The 17,279-nt window shown below is 51.1% G+C and carries 9 protein-coding genes; 1 reads left to right on the top strand and 8 read right to left on the bottom strand.

Annotated elements, in window-relative coordinates; genetic code table 11:
- Positions 1 to 112: 112 nt before the first annotated feature.
- From DKB62_RS12620 to DKB62_RS09325, 7 genes are all read right to left on the bottom strand, one after another.
- Positions 113 to 268, bottom strand: a complete 156-nt coding sequence (locus tag DKB62_RS12620) for a hypothetical protein (protein WP_162860305.1) — start codon at positions 266 to 268, stop codon at positions 113 to 115.
- A gap of 113 nt (positions 269 to 381) precedes the next feature.
- Positions 382 to 1,617 carry an FprA family A-type flavoprotein gene (locus DKB62_RS09350; protein ID WP_087476775.1) on the bottom strand — a complete coding sequence of 412 codons (1,236 nt, stop codon included), beginning with the start codon at positions 1,615 to 1,617 and terminating at the stop codon, positions 382 to 384.
- A gap of 123 nt (positions 1,618 to 1,740) precedes the next feature.
- Positions 1,741 to 3,051, bottom strand: a complete 1,311-nt coding sequence (locus DKB62_RS09345; protein WP_107196777.1) for a hypothetical protein — start codon at positions 3,049 to 3,051, stop codon at positions 1,741 to 1,743.
- A gap of 26 nt (positions 3,052 to 3,077) precedes the next feature.
- Entirely contained in the window at positions 3,078 to 3,749 is a 672-nt protein-coding gene (locus tag DKB62_RS09340) for a hypothetical protein (RefSeq protein ID WP_107196776.1), read from the bottom strand.
- Positions 3,746 to 5,497 (bottom strand): DUF2157 domain-containing protein, encoded by a 1,752-nt coding sequence (locus DKB62_RS09335; RefSeq protein WP_232818852.1) that lies wholly within the window; start codon positions 5,495 to 5,497, stop codon positions 3,746 to 3,748. Before DKB62_RS09335 ends, DKB62_RS09340 begins: the two co-directional genes overlap by 4 nt.
- A 147-nt stretch (positions 5,498 to 5,644) precedes the next feature.
- The gene (locus tag DKB62_RS09330) at positions 5,645 to 6,091 is read right to left on the bottom strand and encodes a universal stress protein (protein ID WP_107196775.1); all 447 of its coding nucleotides are present in this window, start codon (positions 6,089 to 6,091) and stop codon (positions 5,645 to 5,647) included.
- Positions 6,092 to 6,235: 144 nt separating this feature from the next.
- On the bottom strand, positions 6,236 to 6,682 hold the full coding sequence (locus DKB62_RS09325) for a universal stress protein (protein WP_087476772.1): 447 nt from the start codon (positions 6,680 to 6,682) through the stop codon (positions 6,236 to 6,238).
- Positions 6,683 to 6,963: 281 nt separating this feature from the next.
- Here DKB62_RS09325 and DKB62_RS09320 point away from each other — a divergent pair, with 281 nt between their 5' ends.
- Positions 6,964 to 8,409 (top strand): sodium:proton antiporter, encoded by a 1,446-nt coding sequence (locus DKB62_RS09320; RefSeq protein ID WP_087476771.1) that lies wholly within the window; start codon positions 6,964 to 6,966, stop codon positions 8,407 to 8,409.
- A 77-nt stretch (positions 8,410 to 8,486) separates the two neighbouring features.
- Here DKB62_RS09320 and DKB62_RS09315 read toward each other — a convergent pair whose 3' ends face one another.
- Positions 8,487 to 17,243 carry an ESPR-type extended signal peptide-containing protein gene (locus DKB62_RS09315; protein WP_107196774.1) on the bottom strand — a complete coding sequence of 2,919 codons (8,757 nt, stop codon included), beginning with the start codon at positions 17,241 to 17,243 and terminating at the stop codon, positions 8,487 to 8,489.
- Positions 17,244 to 17,279: the final 36 nt, after the last annotated feature.

Below are 17,279 nucleotides of genomic sequence, written 5' to 3'. Positions count from 1 at the left end.
TCCTCCCTGTTTACGTTATATCATACCACAAGACAGGCGACATTTCAAACATATGTTCCTAATATAAAACCGGCGCGTCCGCTCTGTTGCGAAACGCGCCGGTTTGCGGCGATTATAAATGGAGCCCTTCTTTTAATTGGGCAAAAATCTTTTCCTCTTCTTCTGTCAGTGAACGACCTAAATCAATGTGCAGCTCTTCGCCCTTGTTTTTAGCCTTTTCCTGCTCATGAGGGTCGCCGCTCTTGACGCTGTTGTCTCGGATAATCACCGTATTCACCTCCTGCGCGTCTTTAGAAAAAAAGGGCTAAACCGTATATGATTTAGCCCTTTAACCTTATGCGTTCTTACTCCACAACGAAAGACGCAGCGTTTGCATCTATCTTAAAGCAAGGATTTCGGTTCCGGATACGCTTTGATATCGTCGGCGACAGCTTTGGCAATTTCGTCGATGATGCCTTCCTGGTCGTCGCGGAGAGACGATTTCATGTCGAGGGTCGGTTCGAGAAGTTCGCAGTTCTTGAAGCGGTTCTGTACGTAGTCGACCATCGTGTTGTACGCGGCGGATGCCCAGCTGTGATTGCCGATAACGGCGATCTTGCGGTTCTGGAACATGAGGGTCTTCAAGTCGTGGAGGAAGTTTTCCATCGGCAGGAAGAGGTTCAGGTTGTACGTAGGAGCAGCCAGAACCAAGTGGCTGTATTCCCAGGCCTTCGCCGTAACGTAGGACGGGTGAATCTTGGCTACGTCGTACAGGCGGACGTCGCGGATGCCGAGCATGCTCAGCTTATGAGCCAATACGCAGGCAGCCCGTTCGGTGTTGCCGTAAATGGACGAGAACGCGATGACGACGCCCTTCTTTTCCGGTACGTATTTTGCCCAGTGGAGATATTTTTCAATGATGTACTGAATCGTTTCCGGAGTGCGGAATACGACGCCGTGAAGCGGGCAGATGACTTCGATAGGAATGCCGGCGGCTTTCTGCAGGACTTTTACGACCTGCGGGCCGAATTTGCCGACGATGTTGACGTAGTAACGGCGGGCCGAATCGAGGTAATTTTCTTCAAAATCGACCTGGTCGGCGTATACATTGCCTACAGTGCCGAACATACCGAAAGCGTCGGCGCTGAACAATACCTTATCCGTAATATCGTAGGACATGATAACTTCCGGCCAGTGAACCATCGGCGCTTTGACAAACGTGAGGACGTGCTTGCCCAGTTTGAGCTGGTCTCCTTCCTTGACTTCTACATAGCGGCTCGGCATGGGTTTGCGGAAGAACTGTTCGAACAGCTTAAAGGTCTGAGCCTGAGCGACAATTTTTGCTTCCGGATGTTTTTCCAGCAGCGCGACGGCAGAGCTGGCATGGTCCGGTTCCATATGCTGCAAAATGAAATAATCCAATTTGCGGCCTTTGAGCAAATATTCTACGTCTTCAATGAATTCGTCGCGGCAGCTCTTGTCCATCGCGTCGACAACGCAGGTCATTTCGTCGTCGATGAAATAGGAGTTGTACGTAACGCCTTCGGGAATCGGGAAAATCCGTTCAAAAATTTCGGTGCGGAAATCGTTGCACCCCATCCAATAAATGCCATTTTTAATTTCTTCTACGCAATGCATAGCAGACTACCTCCTTATGTACATAGTAAAACACTTGTAAATCGCTGATATAAAAATCTTGTTACATATGTATCATATCACGTTTTACACTAATAGAAAATATCTTTAAAGAAAAAATATTGATTATTTAGGTTTCTTTTCCGATTCCGATTTCCCCGCATCGGACCCGCCCTTTCGTTCCTGCGGCGCGCCGCTGTCAGAAGACGCTTCTTCCTGCCGTTCGCTTTCTTCGTTCTTTGCCCTTTCGTCGGACGGCGAATCCTTGTCTTTAGAAGCCATAGCGTCGGCTCGCTGCTGTTCCTCCGATACGCCGCGGCGTTCCGTCTGGGAAACGGCCGGTTCGTCGCCGATGGAGTTCGCTTCCGATACGAGGCGGTCTACAAGCTGCTGCAGCACGTCCTGATCGGCCTGAGACAGCTCTTTGCTGCTGAACAGCATTTCCTGTGCCTGTTCAGCCAGGACCGACGCCTGGGACCGTGCTTCGCGCTGGCTGATACGGCCCGAATGATAGTTGCGGTTCAGCTCGCGGAGGGCACTGGAAATTTCGGCAGTCTTCGTGCGGATGCGGGCGGCGGCCAATTCGCCGCTGCGCTGTTTCTGCGCGTCGGCGTCGTGAATCTTCTTGTCTTCTTCGCGGCTTTCCAGCAGTTCTTCCTGCTGCTGTTCCGATACGCGTTCCAATGACGCCGCCGTCACATGGGTGCCGACGTAATACTCGTACCCCATATAAGCCAGGATCGCGATGGGAAGGCACAGCAGCATCATTTCGATACGCCGCAGGTGGGCTGCCTGCTTCCAGCTGATGACGTTGCGGCGGCGATGCTCGATAATGAGGACGACGCCGACGATGACGACGATCAGGAACAACGCTATATAGATGAATAATTTATGCCAGACCGTCGCCTGCAGCTGTATTTGAAAGGGCTCCGACGCGTTGAGGCTCCACATATACGTGCTGCCCTGCTCGTCAGCCGTCGTGCTGTTGCCCTCTACCTCCGTGCCCGACGGGAAGGACACGATGTATTCCAGGTCTGCGCCGTTTTCTTCCATCGCCATGCCCAGCCGCAGGTGTTCCAGGCTGTTTTCATCGAAGGTGTAATCAATGTAGTACGTCGAGCAAATCAGCCCGTCGTGGGTCTTATGGATGATGCGGTCGACAGAGCTTTTATTCGCTCCTTCTTTCGTTACGGTCTTCATGGCCCGGAAGCCCTCGCCGTTGCTGTTGTTGTAATCCATGATCGTATAATTCCGCTTCTGGAATTCGTCGGCGTCGCTGCGCAGGGCCTTCTGCCCTTCCGCCGTTTCCGACACCTTCAGAACGTCCTGCGTCTCGCTGCCGTCGTCATGGATAATAGTCTGGGCGCGGAAGCCCGTCAGCAATACGAACGAAAGGGCCAGCAACAGCGTCGCGCCCAATTTCACATACGATTTCATAATAGCCTCTCCTTCTGTCCAAGCGGTTATTCTTCTGTCGGCGGCACCATGCCGGACTCTACGATGCTCGGCTTATTGAATACGGAAGCCGTCTTTTGTTTCTGCTCGTCTTCCTTCTTCGCCCGGGCTTCGGCCATAGCCGCGCCATTGCCGCACTCTTCCAAGGGAATACCGTTGACGAACACGCCCTCGATAACGCCCTGGCCCTTCTTCATTCGGACGCTGGCGACGACGTTATCTTTTTCGCTGATATTGTAGATCCCGTCGGCCAGCTCCGGCGCAATGCGGTATCGGTCGAAGGCGACCTTGAACTGGACTACGCCGTCCTGAAACGATACGACGACAGCGTCCATATAATCCCCGCCGATTCCCGGCTTTTCCGCCGACGCTCCTTCTACCTTCATCAGGCCGCTGGCGTCATGGGAAATATGGACGTATATTTTTTCGCCTTCTTCCGGAGCCGACTCGTCCATCCACGCAGTCGTGTCTTCCGGGAATACGACGCGCACGTAATCCGTGCCGAAGGATGATTCTTCCAGCCTCGGCAGGCATCGCCACTGGTACGGGATGCCGTCTACGCTGATGTTATGCCAGCGCCATCCTATATAAGACAATACTCCCAGCTGGACGAGGACGACGAGGAGGAAGACCATCCATTTATGCTTTCCGTCAGGAGAAAAGGTTCCTATTCCTTTCATTTCTTCGTGTCTCCTTCCTGCGACCACGGCGACCGCGAAAAATGTTTTTCCCGCTTAGCCGGACCGGCCATCGACTGCCACGGCGAAGAGGTTATCCGCTCTGCCGGCCGCGGCTCGTCTGCTTTCTTCCGCATGCGCCCTTCTTCCTTCATCGTCGGCAGGGCGATCGCGTCGGGACTGCGGAACACGGGCGGCACAAACTGCGACCGCGGCGCTTCCTTCGGCGTCACCGTTCCGGCCGGGCGATATCCCGTATCTTCCGGTTCCGGCGTCAGGTCTTCCAACGGCGGAAGATGAATATCCTTCATCCATTCAGCCAGCGTGTCGGCGTCGGCCGCCGCGTCCTTCGCCTCCTGGGGGGACTCGAATACCGGTGCTGATTCCCCTTCGTCGGTTTTCGCTGCTTCCGTCTCCCGGCGCACCGTCGCCGCCGTATGCTTTACGCGGGAGCGGCGGGCGGCCCGCAGTTCTGCGTTTTTCCGGCTGGACGCCGTGCGGCGGCGCTGGAAGAACACCAATCCCAAAATCGCCATGACGACCAGGGGCACGACAGGCGAAAAGGTCGTGGCGAAGACAAAGACCAGCATGAGGCAGGCCAGCATCACCGTGCCGAAGCGCGTATGATTGACATGGCCGCCCTTGACGCCCTGCATGATTTCATAAAAGCCCAGGAAGATCATGTAGGCCGCCGAAATGATGAGCGGTACGGACGAATAAAGGCCGCTGCGCACGATCAGCGTTTCCCCTAATAAGATGAAGGGGATAAAGGAATATATCACCGGCCCCCAAAGGCGCGTCTTGACGCCCCGGGCCAGCAGGGCGATGATCAGCAGAAACAGGAGGAACAAGATGGTCATCGTCGTCCAATGAAAGCCCTGAATATCGGCGACGCCGTACCAGGAGACGGGCATACAGGAAATAAGCAGCGACGCCGCCGCGGCAAAGCGCCCGAACCAGCGGAACGGAACGCCCCAGGACTTGCGGATATCGATGGAATACCCCGTCAGCATAATGACCGCCGCCAAAGCCGACAGCAGCAAAAAGGGAATGTACGCCGCATTGCGCGTAGCCAGTCCGAAGGCGGCGAACACTGTGACAGTGACCGTCCAGGAGAAAACAGATAATCGGACCTCGTCCTTCTGCTGCACCAGCAGGCGGTACATCGGAAGCGGCAGGACGACGAAGAGCCAGAAAAAGGCCGCTCCTCCCGGCGCGTTGATATACCCGCCCAGAGCCGCCCAAACCAGCACGGCAAAGCAATACACCACGACGGCCCCCACAGCTCGCAGCAGGTACGCCGCCGGCAGGCTCAGGACAGCGCAGGTGAAAATATAGGCCGGCGTATCCCAGCCCAGATAAAAGGTCTGTCCCGCCATGGCTATCGACACGAATACGGCCACGCACTGGGCTAAGGCGACGCCTTCTCCCAGCAGCGTCCCCTGACGATTTTGGAACAAGGCCAGGGCCACGCCGCTTTGCGAAAGGACCAGCAGGACGACAGCCAGGGCCATCCGCAGGGCGACGGAAATGTGATACCACACGTAAGCGGCGCCCCAGATCAAAGCGACGCCGAGAATAGAACAGGTCACGATGGCTAAGGCCGTATACACCAGGGCCGGCCAGCCCGTAACGCCCTGTCTCCGGCAGGACTGCCGTATGTTTTGTTCTGCCTCCGCAGAAATCCAACCTTTAGCGGCCCAATCGCTGATTTGCCGATTCAGCCACTCCGTATTATTTTTCCATATCATATATGCTGCCTCCCAGGCACGTAGTAGTCATAGTATCGCGCAGTCGTATTCCTGCGCATCATCAGTATATCACAAAATAGGCAAATCCCATACATGAAAAAAAGACTTTGTCCCGCCTTGCAAGGGACAAAGCCTTCTCTTATACCATTATTTTACAATCAGCACGGAGCATCCTGCACGAGTAACGACATAGCTGCTGACAGACCCGAGGAACAGCCCTTTCAAGGGCCCTAAGCCCCGGCTTCCCATGACGATCAAATCAAAGTCGCCGTCCTTCGCCGCTTCTACGATAGCCGGTCCCGGAGAACCGACGGCGAATACACTTTTGACGGGAACCGACTCCGGCACGGTCTTTGCAATACCGTCGAGAAATACCTGGCCTTCTTTTTCCATATCCTGAGGCAGGTGTTCTTTTACGTATTCCGTCGCCGTGGAAATTTGGTCGAAGTTTGCCAGCGGGGCGATATCATGAGCCACATAGGCCAACGTAATAGAAGCGCCGTAAGTCGTCGCGAGGTCAACGGCTTGTTCCAATGCCCGTTTGGCGTTGTCAGAACCATCAATCGGAACGAGGATCGAGTTGTACTTTGTCATATGAATCCCTCCTGTCGATTAGGTCTAGCAGGTCTTTATATTAAATAACTTCTATATACGTTGAGAAATTCCTTCTTTTTTATCGTCTTTCATCTTATGAAATTACGGAATGCAAAATACCCTTGTATCCGCCCAGTTCCCCGCTTATTTGACAATCAATACGGGGCAAACGGAATGCGTGACGACGTAGCTGCTGACAGATCCCATGAACAGACCTTTCAAAGGCCCTAAGCCGCGGCTTCCCATGACGATGAGGTCGGCGTTGTACTTTTTAGCGACAGACAATACGGCCGGTCCCGGAGAGCCGACTTCAAAGACGCTCTTGACTTCGATATTCTGCGGAATGACCTTCGCATAGTCGTCGAGAATGCTCTTGCCTTCTTCTTCCATGTCCAGAGCGACTTGTTCCGTCACGTATCCGCTGGCATTCGGAATTTGGTCGAAGTTAGAGATTACCGATACGATATTCGCCACATATACCAACGTAATCGTAGCTCCCAAGGCCGAAGCGATGACGACGGCATGTTCCAGCGCCCGCTTGGAGTTAACCGAGCCGTCCGTCGGAACGATGATGTTGTTATATTGTTTCATATGAATCCCTCCTGTCTTACCCTTTCTATATAGATAAATTCTCTATACGTCGCCAAAATCCTTCTTTTTCTTTACGAAAAAACAGATTTCTGCGAAAAAATCTGTCGCGCCCTGTCATTTCGGCATATAACATCGGCAAGTATCCCTGCTCATTGCGGCATGTTATACGTTATACTCATCTTTTCTAAAATTTAGTACATTCATTCTCCAACTTATGTTATAATTGTAAGTAATACATGGAAACGGCTTGTATTTCCAAAAGAAAGGCGGTTGTTACCGAAATGAAAACCTTATTCCGTCCCTTATGCCTTGCGCTGCTGCTCTGCCTGACGTCTGTTCCGGCAGCGTTCGCCAGCGAAGGCGGCGCTCACGCTATCGTCAGCGCCACCCTGCCGGCCTGGAGCATTATCCCCTTCGTCGGCATGCTCTTGTCCATCGCTATCTGCCCCCTCGTCAAGCCCCACTGGTGGGAAAAAAATATGCTTGCCGTGGCTATCGGCTGGTCCCTGGTCTTCCTCGTCCCCTTCGCCGCAGCCTACGGCATGGGCGAAGCGTTGTTCCGGCTCCTGGAATCAGTATTGATCGATTACGTTCCCTTTATCGTCCTCCTCTTCGGCCTGTTCGTCGTCGCCGGCGGCATCGCCGTCAAGGGGACCTTAGCAGGTACGCCCAAGATCAACGCCCTCCTCCTGCTCATCGGCACCGTCCTGGCCAGCTGGGTCGGCACGACCGGCGCAGCCATGCTCATGATCCGGCCGGTCATCAAGGCCAACGCCTGGCGGCAGAAAAAGGTCCACGTCATCGTATTCTTCATCTTCCTCGTCGCCAACATCGGCGGCTGCCTGACGCCCCTCGGCGACCCGCCCCTGTTCATGGGCTTCCAGCGCGGCGTCCCCTTTACCTGGACCTTCCATCTCCTGCCTATTTTATTGTTTAATATGGTCATCCTGTTCCTCGTCTTTTTCTTCCTCGATTCCCATTTGTACAAAAAGGAGCTGGCCGCCGGCCGTTCGCCCCAGGATAACCAGCCTGCTGAAAAAGAGCCGATCCGCGTTGAAGGCGCGCACAACATCGTCTTCATCGCCCTGATCATCGTCGGCGTCGTCGCCAACGGCGTCCTTCCTAAGGAATTCGCCTTCTTCGCCAACGGGGCGGGCATTCCCGTATACGATGAAATCGTCTTCCCCTATGCGACGGTAGTCGAAATCATCCTCATCCTGCTGGCGGCGTACTTATCCCTCAAGACGACGAAGACGGAAACGCGTCAGCTCAACGAATTTACCTACGCGCCCATCGCTGAAGTGGCGAAGCTGTTCATCGGCATCTTCATCACCATGATTCCGGCCCTGATCTTCCTGAAGACCCACGGCGCGGAACTGGGCTTGTCCGAACCGTGGCAGATGTTCTGGGCAACGGGGGCCCTGTCGTCCTTCCTGGACAACACGCCGACATATCTCGTCTTCCTCCAGACGGCGGGAGCCCTCGGCGCGACGCAGGGCATCGCGACTTCCGTCGGCACGGTATCCCAGCTCATGCTGGAAGCGATTTCCGCAGGTGCCGTATTTATGGGCGCCAATACGTATATCGGCAATGCGCCGAACTTTATGGTTAAATCCATTGCTGAAGAAAACAAAATCAAGATGCCCAGTTTCTTTGGATATATGGGTTGGTCCTGTGCCATTCTTATTCCGACCTTTATCCTCGATATGATCATTTTCTTCTGGTAAATGCAGATGTACTCATACAAAAAGAGAATCTGTCCGTGCGGACAGATTCTCTTTTTTATATAGAATATGTTTCTCTCTTATCCCTTTACGCGCTCCATCAAATAGGCAAGCTGGCGTTTTATTTCCTCATTGTCCTTCTGTACCTTCTTATACATTTCATTCAATTCGCTGTATGCCGCACTGAGCTTTTCTCCATCAGCCTGCATGCGTGCATTCTCTGCCTTAAGAGCCGTAATTTCATCCTGCATGACATATGCCGAACTAATAGGGCCTGCTTTGTACCGTTCCGGAATCACCTTCTTTTCATCATGACTTCCGAATTTATAGGTAACGCCGATATTGGCCATCGTATGAGCAGAACCGATGGTCGCGCCGAAATGGAACATCAGATCTTCATTTTTGTAATGAGCAATCCCCAGAGCCACCGACTGCTTGCCTCGATAGGTACCGGCAGCAGCCATGAGCTGTGTCGGTTCCAGCGGATCATACTGAATAGGCTTCAAGCCGGCTAATGCTGCCGATGCGGCACCTACATCGCCGATTTCATTGCGAAGATTGGATTCCATGCCATGAAGCTGCGACACGTTGACAGCATCGGTCGCATCTACGCCAGGGGCAACGTTTGTAATGCGATTCCCACCGTTATTGAGTCCGTCTGCTGTCAGGGAAACAGCAGATACTCGCCCAGACTCCGAAGCACCGACAATGACAACACCCGTTTCAGCTACATGCGTCTCCGTCCCATAAACAGGATTGCCGTCACTGTCCTGTAACACAGTGCCGTCCTGACGTTTCAGCGGATTAGCCCGAACCGTCAGGCCGCCGTCATCAATGACGGCGGCACGAACGACAGTGCCGTCCTGATCCGTTGCGGAAGAAGCAACGCCGCTCTGATTTATTTCCGTCTCATGCATATTGCCCTGATTGTCTTTGCCGCGGGCCGTAATCGTATCGCCTTGAATAGCTACCTCGTTTCCGCTGCCGTCAACGTGATAAATCTGATCCGAACCAAAGATACTCTTGCTGCCGCCACCAGGCCCATTTTCGTTATTTTGTACAATGATGCGGTCACCATCAATATGCATCGTATGATTTCCCGATGCATCAGATGTATGAATCTGGTTGCCGCTTATAGTCGTTTTGCTGCCATTCTTATCGGAAATCATTTCCGAACCGAGTATTGTAGTCTGATCTTTTTCCTTGCCGACAGTCAGCGAACTATTGGCAGTAATTGTATCAGAAGTAATGCCTTTCAGCCCTGTAAGCGTGTCAGCCAGTTCGATATTCAGCGTATCGCTGCCATCAGACACAACGCCGATATTTCCCGAAGTCAGCGTACCGCCGGCCCCGCCTTTAATGGCCAGCGTATCTCCAAGTTTGCGGGTAATAGGCGCACCGCTGTCACCTTTAAAGGTTAAAGGCTGCGTATTTACGGTGTTGGACAAATTGGTCGTCAATGCATTATACACGCTCTTTAAGTCACCGACATTTACAGCGTTAGTATCGACGGCCTTCGATAAATCATCAACTGCTTTTCCGTTCTCATCTGTCAGACCACTGGCAACATGCTGAATCTGGTTTCCACCATTATTCAAACCAGTTTCTGTCAGCGATACGGACTCATGACCGGCAGCAGTAATTACAATGCCGCCGCTGTTTGTTTCGGTCTGGTTGCCTTCAGCATCCCGAATAATGCTTCCGTCTGCAGAAGCCGTGTACGAACCTCCTTTTCCGTCTTCAAGGGATACTCCGCCTGCAGTAAGAGCAGTTTTCTCAACAATTTCGCTGCCCTGCTCGTCTTTAGTCGTCCGCGACGCCTCTACTCCTGTACCGCTGAGAACGGTCTTCGTTCCATTTTCACCAGTCGTCGTTACCGATGTCAGCCCTTTCAGGTCTTTAGCCAGTTCTACAACGAGTTCTTTGGTCTCGCCCTGAACGCTGACATATGTATTTTCATCCGTGCGCTTGGCAGTATCATCCATACCGCCTCTCACCGCAATGACACTCCCCAGATCCTGCCGTACAGTACCGTTGTTGCCCTTCAGACCAAACCCGCCTGTTTCACCAGTTCCGGTTCCAGCTTTTGCAATATATTCAATAGCTGCTTTTACATCGCCGATGTTGGCGCCATTAGTCAGCATCGGTGCAACCGTCTTTTCGGAAGCCGAGTCAAAGAAAGCCTCCCACGGGGTACTATCTGTTCTCGCACCGCTCCGGCGACCGCTGCCTACCTGAGTCAGCGTCGGTACATCACCTTCTCCGCGGCCAGCTGCTTCTGTCAGGCGAATATTGACAGGGGTACCTTCTGTTGCTCCGGAAGCAGAGCCATCCTTTATGCTGTTTTTCGTATAGAAGGTATCGCCAATGCGTACGAGTACCTGTCCGTCTGCATCGACATATTCCATAGGCAAGCCAGTCACGTCGACATGAAACGAGTATATTCCCTCATTATCGTTAATCTCTGATACAGCTGTATTGACGCCGTCTACGACATTAACGGTTTGATTTAAGAAAACCTTTTTCTTATTATTGCCGTTCGTATCCAATATAAAGCCATCATCAAGGGTGGCTACACGGTGAACCTTCAGCGCACTGTCTGTATATTGCAGGCGATCCATATACGGCTTGTCTTCATATATTCCAGTATTGTTATTCAGCGCACCATCTCCGCGGCTAACCAAAATATCGGCCTTGGGAACTTCTCCACCATTGCCGCTGCCTTGGAGAATAATATGCCCGGCGCCGTCCTCGTCTTTATTCAATACAGCGGCCGGACCGTCTTTACCGCCTCCGGCAATAGCTATGGATTCTGTTGTTTCCAATCCTTGTTCAGTCAACTTCGTATGGACTGTCGTCGTCGGATTGTCTCCCTGCGTTTCTGTCCGGATTACAACGCCATTTCCGTCAAGAATCGTCGTCTGACGCACAGACTGTCCGTCACTGCCAGATACGTCCTGGCTAGCCGACAGAGATGTTAAATCCTGCAGATTTTTAGCCATTTCCACGACCAAAATGTTTTTTCCCTGACGTTCCTGAACGCTGACATAGGTATTCACATCTGTACGCGCTTCACTGTCCGTCATACCGCCCTGAACAGCTATCGTATTTCCCAAATCCTGCATTACCGCCTTACTCCAGTCATTGCCGGTCAAGCCGAATCCTCCGCCAGCGCTGCCTGTCGTTAGCGAAGCAACAGCATTCTTCAAATCGCCTACATTGACGGCATTATTCCAAACGGGGTTATCGTCTGTCACTTCAGACAGCAATACAGAGCTGCCGTCTTTCGCCATAAGTCCGCTGCCCAGATTTTCAAGCTGCAGCGGATTCGTCCTGCTCCCGTCAGCACCGACTAAGGAAATGGCAGCTCGTATCTGATTCGGTGAGATAGCGTCAGCACCCGGTTTCGGAGAGCCGTTTTCGATATCTTCCTCCCGGTAATAGACATCGCCGATCTTCGTCAGCATGCTGCCCTTGTTGTCCGAAAATACCAGCGGCAGACCAGTTACATTAATTTGGAACGTATGAATTCCGCCCTTTGACGCAATAGGAGAAACCTTTGCATTGATTCCGTCTTTCAGCTGAACCGTATCATTCAGCTTGACAGAAACCGGACTATTTCCATTGGCCTGCAAGAACCATCCATCATCAAGCGTCGCCACTTGATGCGTCTTGCTGGCACTATCCGTATATTGAATCCGATCCATATACGATAGAGAGCTTTCACTGCCAGATCCTGTTCCTGTATCCTTTGCAGAGTCTGCGCCAGGCATCCCCTGCACGACAATCATATCCGCCTTAGGAGCGGTATTGTCCCCTGTGCTGCCGCCTGTCATGACGACATGTCCATTCGTTTCCACGCCAGATCCATTTACGACAGTTGTCCGTGTCGTACCGTCGTCTGACGTTTCCGTCGTCGTAATAGAATGAAGCCCCTTCAAATCAGAAGCCATTTTTATCGTCAGCGTTTCTTTGCCGTCAGATACAACGCCGATATTGCCGTTTGTTACCATAGCAGCTAATTCTTTCGCTTTCCCGGCTGCATCGGTTTTCGACAGCTCTATATCGCCTACTATGTTGATATTTTGACTCAATTTTCTAGGGAAGGTATTCGCTCCATTCTCTGATTCGTCAGCAGTTCCGGCATTGCCAGAGAAAAACAGAGGCGTGTCTGACATTTTTTTCAAGTCGCCGACTGTCGCCGCATAATGGCTTTTTTCAGCAGGAGAGTCATTCAGCGCCGCAATAAACGTATTGGTACCGAGGCCTATATCCCCCAATTCCGTGTTCTCCTTGACGCCGTTTCCCGTCACCGTCGTCTCAAACAGGCTTTCTATGCCGTTCAGCAGCGTCGGAGTATGGTTATTCGGATCAATAAGCACATTTTCTAACACAGCTTTATTCGGATTCGAAACAGGAACAACTGCCGCTTCAGAAACAGCTGCTTCATCAGGAGCCGCTACAGGGCGTGCATTAGCAGCAGGCTTGCCGTTGACCATATCGGATGTATTATACCAGTTCTGATCGCTTTCATAAAAGTTTTTTCCATCCTTTCCCAAATCGCTGTTGTTGTACCATTTGCCATTGACATAAGCCTTATCCTGAATATCAGCTTTCGCATACCATTTCCCGTCAGCTTGCCTTTCATTGACAGCGGCATCGGCTTTTGCATACCACTTGTTTTCTTCGGGAATATACGTTTTATCCTCTAACTCAGCTGTTTCATACCAGTAGTTATCCTCGGCTTTGACAACGGTATTGCCGTTTCGGGCCTGTGTATCCATAAACTGATCTACATGTACTTCATATACCGTATGCCCGTCTGCCGTCGTTTTCGCATGAATTTCAGCCATCCCCGGACTATTGCTTATCATCTGCCATTGCCCGTCTTTGCCCCGATGCCAATCGGTATCGCCCCGGAGCTCTATGCGACGCATATTAATAAAATCAACGAGATTATATGCATGAGTCGGGGCCTCTTTTGTGCCGCCGATTCCATATGCTCCATCGTCAAACACAACTTTTCCGTCCTCTGTAATCGTCGTATTGGGTCCAATTTGATCGGCCACGCTGGTTGCCAAATTACCGACAACATGACCTAACGCATACAACTGACTGCCGTTAACGGCATCTGACGATGTAGGCGACAGTAGTCCCGGCGCGACATTCTGAATACGTCTCGTAGCGACAATCGGAATTTTCACGGTTTTATCGACAATCTGTCCCGTCTCAGGATCCGTCACCTTAATCGTTTTTTGATCGTACCCGGTAACTTCACCGCCGACACTGACTACTCCGACAACATTCCTGGCTCCGGCAAAATCGTGAGACACGCGAATGATTTCAATTTGTCCGTCTTTATTTCTCCGATACGTATACACCACTTCATTAGTATATGAAGTATCTATTCCTCTAGTCGTATTCCCTTCATCAGCAACAGGAGTATAAGCAATCGTGCCGTCAGCCTGTATGATGCTCTTCCCGTCAGCATTCAAAAGGGGCTGAGCCGGCGTAACATTTTCAGGGTTAAAGGACACATACGCAGCCTTATTTCCCAGGAAAACTGAATTCAGCGTTGTTTCCGTAATGTTATTCCCTAATGCCACGACGTCATGGAGCGGAACATCATACCGCTTTGCCGCCAAGATTCGGTATCGCGCCGATTCCTCTGCCGTTAACCGTCGTTCATCGGCGATAAAATTGTCGCCCAACAGCTTATCTCGAAGAGCTTTAAATTCTGCCGCCGTCCCGATTGCCGTCACATTGGAAAGGGGCTGAACCTCTTGTTGATAAGCCATCCATAAATCCAAATTCTTTTTGGCAGCAGCAATAGCATCTTCATCGCGCTGCGCTCCGGATACGGCATTGGACTCGTCATACGCCTTCTGATACTTATCAATTTGCGCGGCTATTCCGTCTTTTCCGATAGCCTCAAAAGCCTCCTGCTTGTAAGCGGTCCACACCTGCAGTTTTGCAGCATCATTTTCCTTTTGAGCCTCCGCAATATTGGAAGCAATTACGCCTCCATTATCCAGTGTAGCTTTGGCCGTTGTCAGGGCATGCGCAATATCATCATCAGCCAAAACTCCCAAGGGAATGCTGCGGTTAATCGCAATGGCATTCGAATTTCCAAGAGACAAAGAATTCCGCGCCATCACGGCAGATCCCACTCCGACAGATGCAGAATTTACAGCATGTACCGTTCCATTGGCGCCAATCGCAATAGAGTTATCATGATCGGCAATACTGAAGCCGCCAAGCGCAATCGTACTGTCGCCCGTCGCCTGTCCCCGATAGCCAATGGATATGGCGTTATTCATCGTCGCCCTGCCTTCCGTGCCGATATTGATAGAATCGGTACCGCTGGACATCCCTTCTGTCCCAAAATTCAAGGCGTTTTCTGCTGCAGCCTTCCCAATTGAACCTATATTGATCCCATTTTTGCCGTCTACCGTTCCATTGTAGCCAAAATTCAAGCCGTACGCTCCAGAAACAGACGAATAGTCTCCCAAAGAAATACCGTAATCTACGTCTACGCTGAGGTTATTGCCGATTCCAAAGGCATTATCTCCAAGCACCTTGCTGTAGCTGCCCAATAAGATAGAACGTGCCCCGGAAACAAGATTAAACTGCGGCTCCGTTAGCGTCTCTGCCGTCCCATCCATATGAATTCTTTCCATTCCGCCAAAACCGAAGACTAATGAGTTCTTTCCAGTAACTTTTGCATACCCGCCCATAGCAATAGCGTCGTCTGCAGTCTTGTCGGCTCCGTCGCCTACAATAGCATGATCCCCAATAGCCAGTGCGCGGTCACCATGGACCTGTACGAAACGGCCTAAGCCGACAGCAGCCTCGCCTTCGACGAAAGAATATTTGCCTTCAAGCCATTTTTTGCGGAAATCAGACGCTAGTTTTGCTGCACTCAGTTTAGATTCAACTATATTACGACTCAAAGTGTCCGCAATAGTTCCAGCAAAATCATGCTCTGCGTCATAACCAATCCCATACGTCTTTTCAAGATAGATTGCAAGATCCTTTGTATTCTTATCAGTAATCGGGCTGTTCTTATCTTTCTGCTTCTCTATGGCTTCTAATACTCCCTCTTTGGCAGCAATATCTAATTTTGCCTGCTGTACTGCCATGTTTTCTGCTTCATATGCTTTCTGATTGGAAGCATCAAAAGGAGCTGCTCCAGAAGCAATCATAACTGCGCCATCGCCGCGTACCTGTCCGTATGAGCCTATACCGACGGCATTCTCACCGATAACGCGAAATCCTCCGGGGTCATCTGCAGATAAATACTCTCTGTATTTTTTTAAAGGTCTGCTCCTAGATCCTGCCAGGACATCCCCCGCAATGTTTGTCTTATCTACCAAGTCAAGCTTCCAATATTCGTCCGGCAGTACGCCATCAATCGGCGCCCCTTGACCAATAGCAATCGCACCATTGCTTAGAGCTTGCACGCCTTTCCCGACAGCAGTACTCGCCGTTCCTTTCGCATAGTTCATCTTCCCCAAAGCCACGCTTCCCTGGCTGGGTACGACAAGCGAGGTGCCGACAGCCACGCTGTCTGCAGTCTTCATATCGTGAATTGCCGTGGCTTTTAAAATCCAATACCCCTTAGCGTCTTGCGTAATTAAATCAGGATTAGGAACCCCAACCAAATTTCTCCGTCCCACAGATATGCTGGTATTTTCAAAGCCAATTGAATTTGAGCCAATAACAACGCTGTCTCGCGCTAATCCCAATGTATACATGGATTTGTTTGTTGGAACACTGCTCCCGATAACAATAGAGTCATATCCTGTGACCTGCGCAGCATAGCCAATAGCGACAGACCCATATCCTTGGGAACGAGCCTTTGAGCCAATGGCTACAGCGTAGTCATTATATGCGTTGGTATCATCGGGATCGACGACTGTAGATGCGCCAAATCCAAGAACAACAGTTTCCCGGCCAGATGACATTGCTCCATTACCAATTACAGTATTGTTATCACGATTCTTAGCCGTCCCAATTACGCTCTTTTTGTATTCATGGCTGGATTTCGGGCCTTCATAGTAATTGGTAATAACACGGGCATCATTGCCGATTACTATATTGCTTTCCCCATTTTTTTCATTTTTAGCGCTGTACCCGGCTCTAGTCGTTACTTCATCAAAGGCATCGTCATGTCCTACACGGGCATCTGTACCGATTAAAATAGATTTTTGAGAATTAGATGTATTCACAGTATGCGTAGTGCTGCTCGGATTCAGCAATATACTGTCTTTAACTGGGCCATTACCGGAGTCTGAAGGGATACTGCCATCTGAATTAAGAATGACGACACTATTAGAATTACTATCATAGACAACATTCGATGCTGCCGATGCATCATCAGCAGCCGTCGGAGCAGCAGAAATGCCGATGTTTGAAACAGCAGCTGCCATGGAGGCTAGCGCCGGACGCGGTTCAGCTGTTCCTTTTTTTACAACTGTAAAGTTCTGTGTATCTGGATTATAGGTAATCGTCATAAGAGAGCTGTCATATGTGCCGCCGCTTATAATAAAACGGCCGTCCACTTCCGTATCTCTGCCGTCATGGTGTATAAGCAGTTTCTTTGTCCCTTCATCATAGGAGACACTAACACCGTCCGAATCGAACAGCGTCTCATATGCTGCGTTGACTGGCCCTAGGGGATAAGACAGCATCAGCAGCACCGCAGCCGCAAGACTGCCTTTTTCAGCCCCTTTTATTACACTGCTTTTACATCTTCCGCAGCTGCGCGCCAGTTCAGAAACAACTTCATAACAGCATTTATTTCTATTAAATATGACTTTGAATAACCTATTCATTGCACCCTCCAATTTTAAATTTGAACATGGACGTTT

The sequence above is a fragment of the Megasphaera stantonii genome (genome assembly GCF_003367905.1).
GTDB lineage: Bacteria > Bacillota > Negativicutes > Veillonellales > Megasphaeraceae > Megasphaera > Megasphaera stantonii.
Note: the sequence above shows the minus strand (reverse complement) of the source record. Positions and strands in the feature narration are given on the sequence as shown.

What these genes read in the sequence shown, in the direction of transcription:
- DKB62_RS09350 (WP_087476775.1), bottom strand. Translation starts at nt 1,617, where the DNA reads ATGCATTGCGTAGAAGAAATTAAAAATGGCATTTATTGGATGGGGTGC.
- DKB62_RS09345 (WP_107196777.1), bottom strand. Translation starts at nt 3,051, where the DNA reads ATGAAATCGTATGTGAAATTGGGCGCGACGCTGTTGCTGGCCCTTTCG.
- DKB62_RS09340 (WP_107196776.1), bottom strand. Translation starts at nt 3,749, where the DNA reads ATGAAAGGAATAGGAACCTTTTCTCCTGACGGAAAGCATAAATGGATG.
- DKB62_RS09335 (WP_232818852.1), bottom strand. Translation starts at nt 5,497, where the DNA reads ATGATATGGAAAAATAATACGGAGTGGCTGAATCGGCAAATCAGCGAT.
- DKB62_RS09330 (WP_107196775.1), bottom strand. Translation starts at nt 6,091, where the DNA reads ATGACAAAGTACAACTCGATCCTCGTTCCGATTGATGGTTCTGACAAC.
- DKB62_RS09325 (WP_087476772.1), bottom strand. Translation starts at nt 6,682, where the DNA reads ATGAAACAATATAACAACATCATCGTTCCGACGGACGGCTCGGTTAAC.
- DKB62_RS09320 (WP_087476771.1), top strand. Translation starts at nt 6,964, where the DNA reads ATGAAAACCTTATTCCGTCCCTTATGCCTTGCGCTGCTGCTCTGCCTG.
- DKB62_RS09315 (WP_107196774.1), bottom strand. Translation starts at nt 17,243, where the DNA reads ATGAATAGGTTATTCAAAGTCATATTTAATAGAAATAAATGCTGTTAT.